This is a genomic window from Bacillus sp. 105MF (genome assembly GCF_000374885.1).
GTDB lineage: Bacteria > Bacillota > Bacilli > Bacillales > Bacillaceae_G > Bacillus_A > Bacillus_A pseudomycoides.
Genome location: NZ_KB895565.1, coordinates 251,841 through 267,523, shown reverse-complemented (window position 1 = coordinate 267,523; position 15,683 = coordinate 251,841). Strand labels below are relative to the sequence as shown.

Here is a 15,683-nt window from a genome sequence, read left to right as displayed (position 1 = left end):
TCCCTATGCCCTCTTATATCTTCTCGACTCAACAAACTTTTCCCTTCTTTTAAAAGGATCGAACTGCTTATAAACGAATATACTGAAAACGAAGGAGGAGATTTAAATGATTCAGCCAAATGTCTTACAACAAGGTGATACGGTAATGATTATTGCTCCAGCAGGCCCTCCAGTAATAGAACACGTCCTTGCAGGAAAAAAAGTATTAGAAACAATGGGCCTATCCGTAATAATTGGTCAAAGTGTTTACGAGAAATACGGCTATCTAGCTGGAAATGATGCAATCCGCCTTCAGGATTTACATGAATCTTTTTCCAATCCTGAAGTGCAAGCCGTTTTTTGCGCAAGAGGTGGATACGGAAGTGGTCGTCTCCTTCCTCATATTCAATATGAACTCATTCGAAACAACCCGAAGATTTTTTGGGGATATAGTGATATTACTGCTTTACATATTGCCTTTTCACAATATGCAGGACTCATTACATTCCATGGACCTATGATTGAAGAATTAGGAAAAGGAGTGAATTCTCTTTCTTTATCTTCTTTCAATCAACTATTCTATCCGTATTCAACTATTTTACCAGCAGCAGAATGCATTACCACTACATCTACTTGTACAGTTTCCGCACCATTAGTTGGAGGTAATTTAACCGTTTTAGTAAGTACACTGGGTACCCCCTATGAAATCTATACAGCGAATAAAATTGTATTACTTGAAGATATTGAAGAAGAACCGTATCGTATTGATCGCATGTTCAATCAATTACATTTAGCAGGAAAATTGAATGAATGTGCAGGAGTTGTATTCACAAGCTGCCATGATTGTATAGCCTCAAAGCAGTCTCTATCATTACAAACCATATTGTATAACTATCTCGCTCCATACAATATTCCTGTATTATTCGGCCTTCCTATCGGGCATATACAGCCAAATGTCGGAATACCACTCGGTGTTACTGCCACAATAGACACGGAAAGAAATACACTTTCTATCCCTTCAGGTGTGAAATTTTAATCATCCTCACTGATTAAGATTTCACTTTATATTAGGTTAGAAGGAAATACTCTATATAATTTTTCATTCACAGCAAAAAAAGGAAGAGCGTGTATCGCTTTTCCTTTTTACTATATATCCATTTTGATTTTTCAACATATAAGTCGCTGTTATGAAGAAAAAAGGTGACCCGTACTTACTTTCTCTCTTTGTTTTCACTTAGCATGGGGCAGGAAGAGGGTCTGACCGCTTTTATGCATGGTCGGATGCTCTCTTCCACCTACATATTAGGTTTTATGTCGATTTTTCAATTTGTATTTATATATATTTCCTTATACCGAGTTGACTATAAGGAGTGCTGACAACAATTTTTTTACTGATAATAATTAAATATACGCCCAGATGCTATATCCGCAACCTCTTCTGGAATAAACGTTTTGCTAAGCTCTGTACCAACATTCAATACCGCCGTCGCTTCTTGATCTAGATTTTCAAATAATTCTTTTCCACGTATCGTAATAAGGGGCGTTTCTTCCGGCAACACATCTTTCACAAATTCCAATTGTGTAAAGAACGGTACGATCCATCTACCCTCTCCTTGGAAATAACGCAAACGAAGTGTTCCTTCTGATGCAGAATCATCCGCCTCTATAGATCCAGCAACATAAAAATGAGTTGTTAGCAACAATTCATAAAATTCCTTTTGTTTTTGTTTATCCTCTTCTGCTAAAACGAGTACTGTTTCTATTTTCTTTACTGGAATTTGCTCCATATGCTGCCACCCCTATTTTCAAAATAATTATACTTTAATTATACGAAATATTCTTATTTTTTTCTACATAATTATTCAAATATTTTATTGAAATAGTATCAATCATTCATCGTTACAACTGAACCAATCTTACCTTCTCTAATATTTCCGATGTTGTAACGATGGTAGCCGAATTCCTCATGAAGATTTACGAGGGTCATATTATGAATTTCTTCTGCACAATATTGTAAACCATCCGGCCCTTTTCGATTAAATGTAGCTGTTGCATCACTTACTAAATACGTTGAAAAGCCTAAATTTCCAGCCATCCGTGTTGTTGTTTCCACACAGTGATTCGTCGTTAACCCAACAATAATAATCGAATTACAATTCTTCTCTTTTAATTGCTTTTCTAAATTTGTTCCCATGAATGCACTGTTCACACACTTTTGAATAACTATCTCCCCTTGTAATGGCTGTACTTCCTCTTTAAACTGACTTGTTTCTGCATTTGGATGAAACATCGATTCTATATTTTCTTTATTTACATGTTGTATATGAAAAAGCGGCAAATCTCTTCGTCTCCACTCTTCTAATAAACTTTTCATATTCTCTTCTGCAAAAGGATTATTTCGCTCGCCCCAATAAGGTAGATTAAACGCTTTTTGTACATCAATAATAACAAGTGCTGACTGTTTCAGCATTATTCCTTCTCCTCTCCTGGCTGTAATTGAAATAAAAATCCAAGTTGTTGTGAAGCAGTAATAAAGCAAATATATACACAGAGCTCTACAATCTCTGCCTCACTCCAATACTGTTTCAACACATCAAACATCTTATCATCTATCGCTGAACGATTATGTACAAATACATGTGCAAAGGTTACAGCAGTACTAATCTCTTCTACCTTTTGCACATCATCTGGCTTTCCTTTTGCCATGCAATACAAACACTCATTTCCAAAAGCAAGTGTTCTACGTACTTGTTCTTTTAATTCTGCAGAAAGTGCCCCTTTTTCATATAATGTATTTTCTAATACACTCCAAGTATGTAGTATATCTGGACAATGCCCTAATAATTTTTGAAACTTTGTTTCTCCTACATCTGATAATGAAATTCTCTCCATCATTTCTCCTCCTATTCCTTTCTGTTTTATTGTAAAATAAAGTATAGCCTTTTCACATTTCATATGAATCTTTATTTATATATTTTCTTTACAAAAATTATTATTTTACTGGAGGTATAGTTACATATGCAATTAGATCGTGTAGATCGTAAAATTTTAAATGAATTATATAATGATAGTCGCCTCTCTATGCGAGAATTATCAAAACGCGTAAACTTATCCGCGCCTTCTACTGCAGAACGTGTTCGTAAGTTAGAAAATGAAGGAGTCATTCAAAAATATACAATTGATATTGATTATAAAAAAGCCGGGCTCGTCTTAGATTGTATTTTAGAAATCACCTTAAAAAATGGTGATACAACGCGCATGCAACAATTTATTCAATCGTATCCATCGGCAAGCTTTTGCTATCGCGTAACTGGAAGTCTTTGTTATATCGTTAAAATTTCTGTTCCTTCATTAGTTGAACTTGAAGAGTTTATTAATGATGTTTCTTCATATGCAACAACTGTTTCTCATATCGTATTATCGGAAGTATCCCTTACTCCTGATATCGAACATATTTTTCCAGAAGAACAAAATTAATTTTTATTCAAAATATAATAAAAAACCCCTTACAAAAAGAATAAAAATGTTTTATTATGTATTAAAATACATAAAGTTCGAGAAAGGGGCATTACATTGAAAATTTGGTTTTACGAAAAAACGATACAAGAAGATGATTTACTTGGCATTTGGGATAATGTTCCCACCATCCCTCGAATTGGGGAAAAGGTGGAAATTTTAAAAATGGTTCGTACAGTCACAGATATTAAATATGTAAAAAACGGAAACAACTTCCACGTTGAAATTGTTATCCATTAAAATAGCAGCTCTCCTCATTTATATTGGAGAGCTGCTATTTTTCATTTCCTATACTCTTATCAGTGTTCTGCCTTTGTTATAATAATTTTTTCATTCTGTACTACAACCGTTACATAATCATTCTCTTCTAATCTCAACTGATTCACAGCCTCATCTGGCAACTCTACAGCCATAAGTTGATCCGTTAAAATGACTTGACTATACATTTTATTTTGTTGTAATGGTACAACTGCCTTATCTTCATTGATAAAACGAAGAGGTGGTACCCCCACTTCTTTTACAGTTCGCCAATTTTTACGAATAAAAGGTGCCAACCATAATAAACTGATCAGAATTACAACGAGTCCAATCCATAAATTACTTTGTCCTTGTAATTCAGCAATCGAAATGACATCATCTGTTCCTTCACCACTCGTTAATTGGATGGTAGTTGCTATACAATTATTCAACGCATGAACAGCAATATTCGTCCATATATTTTTCGTTTTTATGTAAAGAAGACACATGACAACACCAAATACAAAAGCACCGACTACATCAAAATGTCCTAAACCAAAAATAAGAGAGGACACAATTACAGCACGTTTTATCCCCCACTTAAACGTCATACGCTGTAAAAAGAAACCTCGAAAGATAACTTCCTCCATAATAGGTGCAAAAATACATGCTGAAATAAAGCTAAAGATTTTTGTATATGTGCTACTCATATCAATTACACTATCATCACTTAATACACCCATTAAGAAATCTGGAACAAGATGTGCTAATATGTAAAATTGAATAAAAGATACACCGAATGCAAAAATCATTCCCATTGCGGTTGCAACTATGATTATCTTCCAGTTTAACCGTGATGGTTTATCAAAGAAGCTAGTAAATATAACATTATTTTTTCGTGTTTTTAAATATAACCATAGTAGTGGAAATACAAAAAACACCGAAATTTGCACTGCAACATCCATGACATTTTCTGAAGCGCCCGCAAAGGATAGCGGTAGCACCATTACTACTATACCCAAAATCATCCATGCCAAAAAATTACGAAGTCGTATACGTGAAAATGCGTATTGAATAAAAAACACCCCCAAGATGATATATTTATATTTTAATATGAATATCATTAAAATTCTTCCTATTTTTCTCAGTTCGCTTTTAAATACTATACCTATTAAAATATATAATAAGGAATCTATTTTGTAATTTCCTCTTTGCAAGATTTTCTGTTATAATGTTAAACGTCGCTTTTTATACCTGTTTTTTCAAAACACATTATCATGATAGGAATAAGGAGGATTACGCACATGGATTTTTTTGAAAATGTCATTACTCCGATTCATAAGTTTATTACAACAACAAACGAATATTTATGGGGTTATATTTTAATTACATTGTTAATCACTGTAGGTTGTTATTTTACAATAAGAGCTGGATTTGTTCAATTCCGTCACATTCGTGAAATGATCCGTTTGCTAGGCGATGGCGCAAGCCCTTCTACACGTAAAGCACAAAAAGAAAAGCATGGTGTTTCTTCATTCCAAGCGTTTTGCATGAGTACAGCATCACGTGTTGGAACAGGTAACTTAGCTGGTGTAGCAATTGCTATTTCTACGGGTGGACCAGGTGCCGTCTTTTGGATGTGGCTTATCGCTATGATTGGCGGCGCATCTGCTTTCGTTGAAAGTACACTTGCACAAATTTATAAAATTAAAGACGGTAAAACATTCCGTGGTGGACCAGCATACTACATGGAAAAAGGTTTAAACAAACGCTGGATGGGTATGATTTTCTCCGTTTTAATCACAGTTAGTTTCGGTTTAGTCTTTAACGCTGTACAAGCAAATACCGTAACATCTGCATTCGATGGTGCTTTTCATATCGATCCAAAAATAGTTGGAGTTTCATTAGCTGCCCTATTATCTGTTATTATTTTTGGTGGCGTAAAGCGAATCGCACGTGTTGTAGAAATGATTGTACCAGTTATGGCAATCATTTATGTTGCAGTTGCACTATTTGTTGTCGTGACAAATATTACATTGATTCCAGAAATGATAAAAGAAATTTTAGCACACGCATTTGGCATAAAAGAAATCGCGGGCGGTAGCTTTGGTGCAACTGTTTTACTTGGTGTCAAACGTGGTTTATTCTCCAATGAAGCTGGTATGGGTAGTGCACCAAACGCAGCTGCGACTGCTAACGTAACACACCCTGTTAAACAAGGTTTTATTCAAACACTTGGTGTCTTTACAGATACATTATTAATATGCAGTTGTACTGCTTTTATTATCCTTTTATCAGACGTTCATACTGGAACAGATTTAAACGGTATTCAGTTAACACAAGAAGCGTTAAAAGCGCATATTGGTCCTTGGGCTCCAATCTTTGTCGCTGTAGCAATCTTCTTGTTTGCTTTCAGTTCTCTAATCGGAAATTACTATTATGGTGAGACAAATATCGAGTTCTTAAAAGGAAGCAAAACAACACTTATGATTTACCGCATCGCTGTAATTGGTATGGTATTCCTAGGTTCTGTTGCAACCATTCAAGTTGTATGGGATTTAGCTGACCTATTCATGGGCGTTATGGCAATCTTCAACTTAGTTACAATTATTTTCTTAAGCAAATATGCATTTGCAGCATTGAAAGACTATATGAAGCAAAAAGAGGCTGGGCAAGACCCAGTCTTCTACGCTGACAGCATTCCTGGTTTAGAAAATACAGAATGTTGGGATCGTGAAAAAACAGAAGAAAAAGTTGGTTAAGAAAAATCCCCGCGAGCGGGGATTTTTCTATTATAGTACATCACGCTTTTGGAATAATGCACTTGATGCAACAAGTAATACTACAAAATAAGCAAGTACTAGCAGTAAAGATGTTGTGAAATTAAATTCTGTAAATGGTGGTTCAACACCGCCACTAATTAATTTGTTGCTGTCGTACATACTTAAGTTCAAATGGAAAAACACAACAAATTTAGCAATACCTTTTGCAAACATCATAAGAGCTATATTAATTGCCCCTTGCAAGAAGAATAAGAACAATGTAATGATTAATGGTAATACTGATTTTCTAAAAACATTTGCCAAGAAAAAGGCAAGTGTTGCAAAGAAGAACGGTGCAAGAAGTTGATATAAGATTGACTTAAGCAATATGCTTAACGTTAAATCTGTTTTCCCTCCGTCCATTGCAATTGCACCGATAATCATTGCAATTAACATACCAGCAAAGACAACAAATAACATTGTTAGTAATACAGAAATGTATTTAGAAAATAAAATCATAATTCTTTTTCTAGGACGAATTAATAATTGCTTAATCGTTCCTTTTTGAAACTCCTCTGTAATCGTACGAGAAGCAATCGTAATACCAAAAATTGTTGCAAATAAAATAACTAAACTAATATCTGACTTCGTAAAATCTAAATATGTTCCATTGAAATCTTTAGCTTCACCCCATTTTAATATTGCGAGGACACCTAAAACTTCCAATGCAGCAATTACACCTATCAATATATACATACCTTTTTTCGCATGTAACTTTAGCAATTCATTTTGAATTAATTTAAACATTACGCTTTCACTCCCCCAGTAATCGCTAAGAACTCATCCTCTAACGTTTTATTTTGCACTGTCACACCATATACAAGTACATCAGCATGTACAAGTTGTTTTACAATTTGCGGAATCTTTTCTTTCGCTACAGATGTCTCAACTACGCTCCCTTGTGCCTTACCTTTAATAATTTCATTCGCTTTCTGAATTTGATCTACCTCAAATGCCACTACAACCGTTTCACCATGCTTTGCTTGCTCATGTAAGTTATACTCTTGCACAAACTGACCTTGCTTAATAATAACTACACGATCACACATAAGTTCAATTTCGCTTAATAAATGACTTGATACGATAACCGCAATGTATTCTTCTTTCGCTAATCGTTGTAAATAATCACGAATTTGGCGAATACCCGCTGGATCTAATCCGTTTGTCGGTTCATCTAATATTAAAATTTTCGGATTATGTAAAAGTGCTTGCGCAATACCAAGACGTTGTTTCATTCCAAGTGAATATGTTTTCACTTTTTTATGAATGGCATGCTCTAATTCAACAAGCTTTACAATTTCAACGATACGCTCTTTACTAATTGGTGTAATTGCCATATTTGCAAAATGCCTTAAATTTTGCATTCCTGTCATATAGTCATAGAGTTCAGGATTCTCGACAATCGCTCCAATTTGTTCTAACGCCTTCTCACGTTCTGTACGAATGTTATGACCACAAATTGTGATATCGCCTTTTGTCATTGAAATCAGACCAGTCATCATCCGAATTGTCGTCGTTTTCCCGCTTCCATTCGGTCCAAGAAATCCATATACCTCCCCTTCACGAACTTCAAATGAAAGACCACGAATAATTTCATTTTTTCCTATTTTTTTATGGACGTTTTCTAATTTCACTACTACGTTTCCCAATGATTGTTCCTCCTTTAGACTTCTAGTTTTTTGTCGATGATATGACTTGTTATTACCATCAATAAAAAAGTTAATAATAAACTAAAAATTAAATAAGAAATATTTGAAGCATCATTAAAATAAAAAGATGTTTCGAAAAAACCATTTTTATCTATAACTCCAACATTTTTTATCGAAAATACATATATATTTATTTTGTCTAGCATATTAGTTATAACAAACTGGATTCCACCGAAAACAACAAAGAAAATTATAAATAACATTTTATTTAATGAGGATTTCACATTAAATAGTTTTACAACTATGATTATGAAATACAGAGAAACTAATGTACTCACTAAATCTATAATCCATAAGAAGATAGAGAACAAATGGTGTAAAAGCCCATAATTGTATAACCTATTAATGGCTTGTTGTACCCCTCCATTTGCTTTATTCTCATATATATTGATAGAAAGAAGATGTAAAAAAGCAATTCCTATTAACGACAATAGAGTAAACATTATTATAAAAAATAATAAATTCGCATATATATATTTCTTTGATGGGATGGCAACATATTGAATCATAGACCCTCTTACTATTTTTCTGAAAGAAGAGATCGCCAATAAGAAGATAGAAAATGCAGTCATACAAAATAACAATATAAATATGATTAATGCTATATCTTGTCTATTTGAAACCCTTATCCCTGAGGACCCCTTCATATTAAATAATAAAATTAATGAAATAGTAATAAATCCAAAATAAATTATCCATACCTTCTTTTTATTACAATTATATAAATATCGAAGAAGTGAACTCATTTCCTGAACACCTCCTTAAACAACTCATTTACAGCTTTTCCCCTCTGAAAACGAAGCTCTTCTACATTCTCATGCAGTACAATCTCACCATCCTTCAAAAAGATAACCTCATCAAAAATGTTTTCAATTTCGCCAATTAAATGGGTCGAAATGATGATAGTACAATCTTCACGATAAAATTGTAATATAAGTTCTAGCACATGCTCCCGTGAAACAGGGTCGATTCCGCCAAGTGGTTCATCTAATATATAAAGTTTTGCTTTTCTCGAAAATGTTAAAATCAGCTGTAGCTTTTCAACCATTCCTTTTGACAGTACTGTAATTTTTTCTTCTAGCGGTATTTTAAATTCAGCTATCGTATCAACCGCCTTTTGAATATCAAAATCTTGATAAAAGTCTCTATAGAAAAATAAAGCCTCTTTTACAGTCATCCATTCATCAAATACTGGTCTATCAGGCATAAATGAAACAATCTTTTTTGTTTCTAAACCTACTTTCTCACCTGCTATTGTGATATTTCCTTCCGAAGGGTGCTGCAAACCTGAGATCATTTTCAATAATGTTGTTTTTCCACTACCGTTATCTCCAACAAGACCAACGATTTTTCCTTCTGTAATCTCTATGTTTAGCTCACGAATCACTGCTTTTAAACCATATCGCTTCCATAAGTTCTCTATTTTTAATAGCTCTGTCATCAGCTCTCCTCCCTTTTCTCTTCCAATGAGGAACGAAGGATTGAGAGAATTTCCTCTTCTGTAAAACCTAAATTGTCCATTCCGTTTATAAAAGAATGAAGCAACTCTTTTGCCATATCTTTGCGCAGCTGCATAATTTTCTCCCCTTCGCTCGTTACATATCTCCCCATCCCTCTGCGTGTTACAACGATACCTTCTCTCTCTAGTTCTTGAAATGTACGCTGAATTGTATTTGGATTGACTTGTAACTCACTCGCTAATTCACGTACAGAGGGAATTTTGTCACCAGGTAATAAATGACCTGTTACAATTTCCTTTTTTATGTATTCCATCATCTGAATATAAATCGGAATGTTAGGAGAAAACTCAATTTTCATTTCCCCCCTCCTTTTGTCTTAGTGTACTAGTTAAATAGTACACTAAGACAAAAGGGATGTAAATACTTGTAAGTTAAAAATATAACAAAAAAAGGTAGTGCAACCTTCGTTGCACTACCTTCCTATTTTATTTCGTTACCATTTCTGCTTCACTTTCTTCAAAAGGCCACTTCGGTAACATATTACGGAGTTCCTTATCAGAGCGATAACCCAGTGCGTATTCTGCCTGCATAATAGTATGAATCTCACGTGTTCCTTCGTAAATAACTGGAGCTTTTGCATTTCGCAAATATCGTTCTACTGGAAATTCATTTGAATATCCATATGCCCCGTGCACCTGCACTGCATCATTTGCCGCTTCAAATGCAGCGTCACAAGCGATCCATTTTGCTAAAGAAGTTTCACGTGTATTACGTTTCCCTTCATTTTTTAACCACCCAGCTTTATAAACCAATAAACGTGATATTTCAAGGTTTGCAGACATTTTCGCAATCATTTGCTGCACAAGCTGATGTTTCCCAATTTCTTTCCCAAATGTTTTTCTCTCTTCACAATACTTTACACTTGCCTCCAAACTTGCTTGAATCAGTCCGCACGCACCTGCTGCTACTGTGAAACGTCCATTATCTAATGAAGCCATTGCAATTTTAAACCCTTCACCTTCTTCTCCAAGAAGGTTTTCTGCTGGTACTTTTACTTCATCTAAAAATACTTCACCTGTGTTGCCAGCTCGAATGCCAAGCTTTCCTTTTATCGCTTTTGTCGATACTCCAGGAAATGTTCGTTCTACGATAAAACAAGAAATACCGCGGTGCTTTAATTCCGAATTTGTTTTCGCGAATATTAAAAAGTGATCTGCCACATCACATAACGAAATCCACGTTTTTGATCCATTTAAGACGTAATAATCGCCTTGTTTTACCGCAGTCGTTTGCATCGCAACAACATCTGATCCTGCATTTGGTTCTGTTAAACCGAAAGCCCCAATTTTTTTACCTTTCGCTTGTGAAACAAGGTACTTTTGTTTTTGTTCTTCTGTTCCCCATTGCAGAAGTGTCATACTATTTAGACCTGTATGTACAGATACAGCTGTACGGAAAGCTGTGTCACCGCGTTCTAATTCTTCACAAACAATAGCCAGCGTATTATAATCCATACCCACGCCGCCATATTGTTCTGGGATACAAACGCCCATAAATTGCAGTTCTGCTAAACGCTTCAAGATTTTTTGTTCAAAATGTCCTTTTTCATCCCATTCTTTAATATATGGAATAATTTCATTATCTACAAAGGACCTCACTACTTTTCTAACACTTTGTTGTTCTTCTGTTAACGAAAAATTCATTTGTACTGCCTCCTTATATCCATTGATTTTTTGTCATTCTCGTAATGATTTCCTGAGAATACCCTAATTTTCGCAAAATCTTTTCTGTATGTTCCCCGTGGAGTGGTGGATATTTTTGCATCTGTACTGGTGTCCTTGAAAGCTTTAATGGTGAACCTACAAGTTTAAGATTTTCAATTGTTGGATGTTTCATATGGACCGTCATATCTCTTGCCACGGCTTGCTCTGTTTCTAGCGCTTCTTTCACATTAAGAATTGGTCCATTTGGAATTCCTGCTTCATCCAAAAGTTGTTTCCATTCCTCTTTCTTTTTCTTCTTCATTTCAATAGCAATCATATTGACGAGCTCATCTTTATGCTGAAGGCGACTTGCATTTGTTTTATAACGTTCTAAGCTGGATAAATCTTGTCTACCTAGCAACAAACAAAACTTATGAAACTGCTCATCGTTTCCGACCGCAACAACAAGATCACCATCCTCCGCTTCAAATACTTGATATGGAACAATATTCGGATGCTGATTGCCAAGTCTCTCTGGTAATTCACCTGTACATAAATAATTGCTCGCTACATTTACTAATGCTGCTAATTGGGAATCAAATAAAGAAATATCAATTTCTTGCCCTTCTCCCGTTCTATTTCGGTGCTGCAGAGCCGCTAAAATCCCGATACACGTAAAAAGACCTGTGAGTACATCTGAAATGGCAACCCCTACTTTTGCAGGCTCTTCATCCTTTCCTCCTGTTATACTCATAAGCCCACTCATTGCTTGAATCATATAATCATAGCCAGGAAGATGTGAAGCAGGACCCTTTTGACCAAACCCACTAATAGAAGCTAGAATAATGTCTCCCTTCACTTCTTGTAACACATCATAACCAAGTCCCATTCTTTCAAGTGTCCCAGGCTTGAAATTTTGCACAACGATATCAGCATGAGAAACAAGTTTTTTCAAAATATCCTTTCCCATTTCTGATTTTAAATTTAATGTAAGCGACTCTTTATTGCGATTCGCACAAAGAAAATAAGCACTTTCTCCTTCTACAAAAGGCGGTCCCCATCCTCTTGTATCATCACCATTTCCTATATTCTCAACTTTAATTACCTCAGCTCCTAAATCACCGAGAATCATTGTACAAAAAGGACCGGCAAGAACCCGAGATAAATCAATAATTGTAATCCCTTGTAGTGCTCCCTCCAACTCCTTCTCCTCCTATAGTAAAAACCAGCAAAACCAATGAGAAAAAAAGGAGACATGTTGGTTTTACTGGTTTGTATTTACAAGCTATTGTGTAAAAAATTATTGTACTTTTACTTGTGCCAACACTGATTTAAATGCATTGATTACTGTATCTACTTCTTCATAACTAATTGTAAGCGATGGCTCAATACGAATTGTTTTCGAATTAATTAACGTTCCTGCAACAAGAATTCCTTGATCAAACATCGCCTTCGATACTTCATAACCAATTTCATCCTTATGGAATTCAATCCCAATCATTAAACCTTGGCCACGGATTTCAAATACTTTGTCTTCATGTCCTTCCGCTGCCTTTTTCAACCCTTTTAAGAAATACTCCCCAACTTCCGCAGCTCGTTCTGGTAATTTATCTTCCAATAATACATGGATTGTTGCAATTGCAGCAGCACATGCAAGTGGATTTCCACCAAACGTTGTTGTATGCATGAATGGATTTTCAAACCAGCTTTTGAATACTTTTTCTTTAGCAACAATTGCACCCGCTGGCATTACGCCCCCGCCAAATGCCTTTGCAAGACAAATAATATCCGGTACAACATCATATAATTCTGCAGCAAACATTTTCCCAGTGCGTCCCATTCCTGTTTGTACTTCATCAAAAATAAGTAGTGATCCGAATTCATCACAAAGCTCTCTCACTTGTTTCAAATAATTTTCTGGAGGTAAAATAATACCGCCCTCTCCCTGGATTGGTTCTAAAATAACAGCTGCAACATCTTCTCCAACTAACGCGCATGTTTCAAATGTTTTTCTCATCATATCAATATCACCAAATGGGACGTGACGGAAGCCTGGAATTAATGGTAAGAATGGTTTACGGAACATTCCTTTTGCTGTTCCAGATAAAGAACCAAGACTCTTACCGTGGAAAGCACGTGTTGTGGAAATAAAAGTTGTTCGTTCACTGTACATTTTTGCTAGTTTTAATGCTGCCTCCACACTTTCCGTCCCACTATTTGTAAAGAAAGCATATTTCAAATCACCAGGTGTAATATCCGCTAAAATTTTTGCAAGAATCGCACGAAGTGGATCTAGTAAATCCTGACTATGCAATGCTTGACGCTTTAATTGATCCGTTACAGCTTTTACAACTTTCGGATTACGGTGTCCAACATTATAAATCCCGAATCCACCTAAACAATCAATATATTTTTTCCCATTGATATCCATGAAGCAAGATCCTTCATCAGACCATTCTACTGCTGCAAATTGCCCATCTTTTGTTACTGTTTTTCTATATGCGAGGAAGCCAGGATTTACGTGTTCTCTAAATCCATCTACTGTTTCTTTTTGGATCCAGTTCGCCTCTTCTGCAGAAACTTTCTCTTTTTCAATTAGTTGCAGTACTTTTGTAATATAATCATTTACACTCGTATTCTTCACATCTTGTTCATTAGATTTACTTTTCACATTCGTTTCCATCTATTTCACCTCTACAGTCTTTTTATTTGCAAACCAACCAATTGGTTCTACTTCTAGATTTATATTAATCTGCTTAATTTCTTGGAATTCCTCTAAACCAAACGTTCCTAAGCTACGACCGATACCACTTTGTTTATATCCGCCCCAAGGCGCCTCGTTGTATGTTGGGTGGTAACTATTAATCCACGTAATTCCTGCACGAAGCTTGCGGATTACACGCATCGCTTTAGCACCATCAACTGTAAATACACCTCCAGCTAAGCCGTAATCTGTACCATTTGCTAGTTCAATTGCTTCCTGTTCATCCTTAAATTTTTGGATAACTACAACAGGACCAAAAATTTCTTCCTGCACAATACGCATATCAGGTTTTACATTGACAAAGACCGTTGGTTCAATAAAGAAACCATCACCTTTCCCATCCGCCAGTATACGCTTTCCTCCGCAAACAATTTCTGCTCCTTCATCTTTTCCAATCTCTATATAGCGTAATACTTTTTCCATATGCTCCTGACTTACAAGTGGCCCCATCTCTGATTCTGGGTTATCACCAGGTCCAACATTAATTTGCTTTGCTCGTTCTACGAAACGATTAACAAATCTATCGTAAACGCTTTCTTCTACAAGAATTCTTGATCCTGCTGAACATACTTGTCCAGCACCTGCATAAATACCAAACAGAGCATAATCAACAGCTGTTTCAAAATCTGCATCTGCAAAAATAATATTTGGAGATTTCCCGCCAAGTTCTAGCGAAATCTTTTTCATATTATCTGCCGCGGTTCTCATAATGTGCTTTCCTGTTTTTGTTCCGCCCGTAAAGGAGATCATATCAACTTTATTACTTGCTGCAATCTCATTTCCTACTATTGGTCCGGCACCCATTACCATATTGGCAACACCTTTTGGTAATTCTACTTTTTCCATTATTTCGAATAATTTTATTGCAGTGATTGGTGTAACCTCAGAAGGCTTAAATACAATTGTGTTTCCAGCTGCTAAAGCAGGTGCAATTTTCCAAACACTCATTAGTAACGGATAATTCCAAGGAACTATTAAACCACAAACACCAACTGGCTCTCTCACTACCATAGCTTGCATCGGATCAGCTACATGATACGTTTGTCCGTCTGGCTTTGTAATCAACCCAGCATAATAGCGGAAACAAGCTGCCGCATCTCCAATATCTCCTTCTGCCTCTCGATATGTCTTTCCATTATCCATTGTTTCAAGACGCGCAAGTTCTTTTAAATTTTTATCAATTTCATCTGCTATTTTAAATAAATAAGATGCTCTTTCCGCAGCAGAAGTTTCTGACCAAATTCCGCTATCAAAAGTAGCTCTTGCCACTTCAATCGCGTATTTCGCATCCTCGATTGTTCCTTCAGATGCATATGCGATAACCTTGCCATTCGCAGGGTTAATAATCGGTTTTTTCTCTTGATTACTAGAATCTCTCCATTCACCGTTTAGATACATTTTTAAATCTAGCACTGTATATAGCCCCCCTTTGTCAATCATTCATATATTATATAAGCAATAATTGTGCCAACATTTGAAATACGAAGCAATCA

The 15,683-nt window shown here is 35.6% G+C and carries 16 protein-coding genes and 1 pseudogene; 4 read left to right on the top strand and 13 right to left on the bottom strand.

Annotated elements, in window-relative coordinates; all coding sequences use genetic code 11:
* Positions 1 to 106: 106 nt before the first annotated feature.
* A complete protein-coding gene (locus tag C564_RS0101430) occupies positions 107 to 1,015 on the top strand; it encodes a S66 peptidase family protein (RefSeq protein WP_018764187.1) in 909 nt (302 codons plus the stop codon).
* A 352-nt stretch (positions 1,016 to 1,367) separates the two neighbouring features.
* Here C564_RS0101430 and C564_RS0101425 read toward each other — a convergent pair whose 3' ends face one another.
* The 3 genes and pseudogenes from C564_RS0101425 to C564_RS0101415 form a co-directional block, all read right to left on the bottom strand.
* Positions 1,368 to 1,766 (bottom strand): SseB family protein, encoded by a 399-nt coding sequence (locus tag C564_RS0101425; protein ID WP_003196121.1) that lies wholly within the window; start codon positions 1,764 to 1,766, stop codon positions 1,368 to 1,370.
* Between the two features lie 112 nt (positions 1,767 to 1,878).
* Positions 1,879 to 2,449 (bottom strand): annotated as a pseudogene (locus C564_RS33270) (cysteine hydrolase family protein).
* A complete protein-coding gene (locus C564_RS0101415; protein ID WP_018764186.1) occupies positions 2,449 to 2,871 on the bottom strand; it encodes a carboxymuconolactone decarboxylase family protein in 423 nt (140 codons plus the stop codon). Before C564_RS0101415 ends, C564_RS33270 begins: the two are co-directional and overlap by 1 nt.
* Positions 2,872 to 2,997: 126 nt before the next feature.
* Here C564_RS0101415 and C564_RS0101410 point away from each other — a divergent pair, with 126 nt between their 5' ends.
* Both C564_RS0101410 and C564_RS0101405 read left to right on the top strand, forming a co-directional pair.
* Positions 2,998 to 3,456, top strand: coding sequence for an Lrp/AsnC family transcriptional regulator (locus C564_RS0101410; protein ID WP_003196118.1), 459 nt, complete (start codon positions 2,998 to 3,000; stop codon positions 3,454 to 3,456).
* 96 nt (positions 3,457 to 3,552) lie between these two features.
* Positions 3,553 to 3,735 (top strand): DUF3913 family protein, encoded by a 183-nt coding sequence (locus C564_RS0101405; RefSeq protein ID WP_003196117.1) that lies wholly within the window; start codon positions 3,553 to 3,555, stop codon positions 3,733 to 3,735.
* Between the two features lie 59 nt (positions 3,736 to 3,794).
* Here the strand turns inward: C564_RS0101405 and C564_RS0101400 are convergent, their stop codons facing one another.
* Positions 3,795 to 4,808, bottom strand: coding sequence for a CPBP family intramembrane glutamic endopeptidase (locus C564_RS0101400; protein WP_026008423.1), 1,014 nt, complete (start codon positions 4,806 to 4,808; stop codon positions 3,795 to 3,797).
* A 228-nt stretch (positions 4,809 to 5,036) separates the two neighbouring features.
* On the opposite strand from C564_RS0101400, the gene C564_RS0101395 reads away from it, so the two are divergent.
* Entirely contained in the window at positions 5,037 to 6,494 is a 1,458-nt protein-coding gene (locus C564_RS0101395; protein WP_018764184.1) for an alanine/glycine:cation symporter family protein, read from the top strand.
* A 30-nt stretch (positions 6,495 to 6,524) separates the two neighbouring features.
* Here the strand turns inward: C564_RS0101395 and C564_RS0101390 are convergent, their stop codons facing one another.
* The 9 genes from C564_RS0101390 to C564_RS0101350 all read right to left on the bottom strand — a co-directional run bounded on the left by C564_RS0101390 (position 6,525) and on the right by C564_RS0101350 (position 15,603).
* Entirely contained in the window at positions 6,525 to 7,301 is a 777-nt protein-coding gene (locus tag C564_RS0101390; protein WP_018764183.1) for an ABC transporter permease, read from the bottom strand.
* Positions 7,301 to 8,203: an ABC transporter ATP-binding protein gene (locus C564_RS0101385; RefSeq protein WP_018764182.1), complete on the bottom strand. Its 903-nt coding sequence runs from the start codon at positions 8,201 to 8,203 to the stop codon at positions 7,301 to 7,303. The genes C564_RS0101390 and C564_RS0101385 overlap by 1 nt, the downstream gene beginning before the upstream one ends.
* A 14-nt stretch (positions 8,204 to 8,217) precedes the next feature.
* Complete coding sequence (locus tag C564_RS0101380) at positions 8,218 to 9,009, bottom strand: hypothetical protein (RefSeq protein WP_018764181.1); 792 nt, start codon at positions 9,007 to 9,009, stop codon at positions 8,218 to 8,220.
* Positions 9,006 to 9,704 carry an ABC transporter ATP-binding protein gene (locus C564_RS0101375; protein WP_003206361.1) on the bottom strand — a complete coding sequence of 233 codons (699 nt, stop codon included), beginning with the start codon at positions 9,702 to 9,704 and terminating at the stop codon, positions 9,006 to 9,008. The genes C564_RS0101380 and C564_RS0101375 overlap by 4 nt, the downstream gene beginning before the upstream one ends.
* Entirely contained in the window at positions 9,704 to 10,081 is a 378-nt protein-coding gene (locus C564_RS0101370) for a GntR family transcriptional regulator (protein WP_018764180.1), read from the bottom strand. The genes C564_RS0101375 and C564_RS0101370 overlap by 1 nt, the downstream gene beginning before the upstream one ends.
* Before the next feature lie 127 nt (positions 10,082 to 10,208).
* Positions 10,209 to 11,426 (bottom strand): acyl-CoA dehydrogenase family protein, encoded by a 1,218-nt coding sequence (locus tag C564_RS0101365; RefSeq protein ID WP_018764179.1) that lies wholly within the window; start codon positions 11,424 to 11,426, stop codon positions 10,209 to 10,211.
* Between the two features lie 13 nt (positions 11,427 to 11,439).
* Positions 11,440 to 12,627: a CaiB/BaiF CoA transferase family protein gene (locus C564_RS0101360; RefSeq protein ID WP_006094115.1), complete on the bottom strand. Its 1,188-nt coding sequence runs from the start codon at positions 12,625 to 12,627 to the stop codon at positions 11,440 to 11,442.
* Between the two features lie 99 nt (positions 12,628 to 12,726).
* Complete coding sequence (locus C564_RS0101355) at positions 12,727 to 14,109, bottom strand: putrescine aminotransferase (RefSeq protein ID WP_003196107.1); 1,383 nt, start codon at positions 14,107 to 14,109, stop codon at positions 12,727 to 12,729.
* A complete protein-coding gene (locus C564_RS0101350; RefSeq protein WP_018764178.1) occupies positions 14,110 to 15,603 on the bottom strand; it encodes an aldehyde dehydrogenase family protein in 1,494 nt (497 codons plus the stop codon).
* Between the last annotated feature and the right edge of the window lie 80 nt (positions 15,604 to 15,683).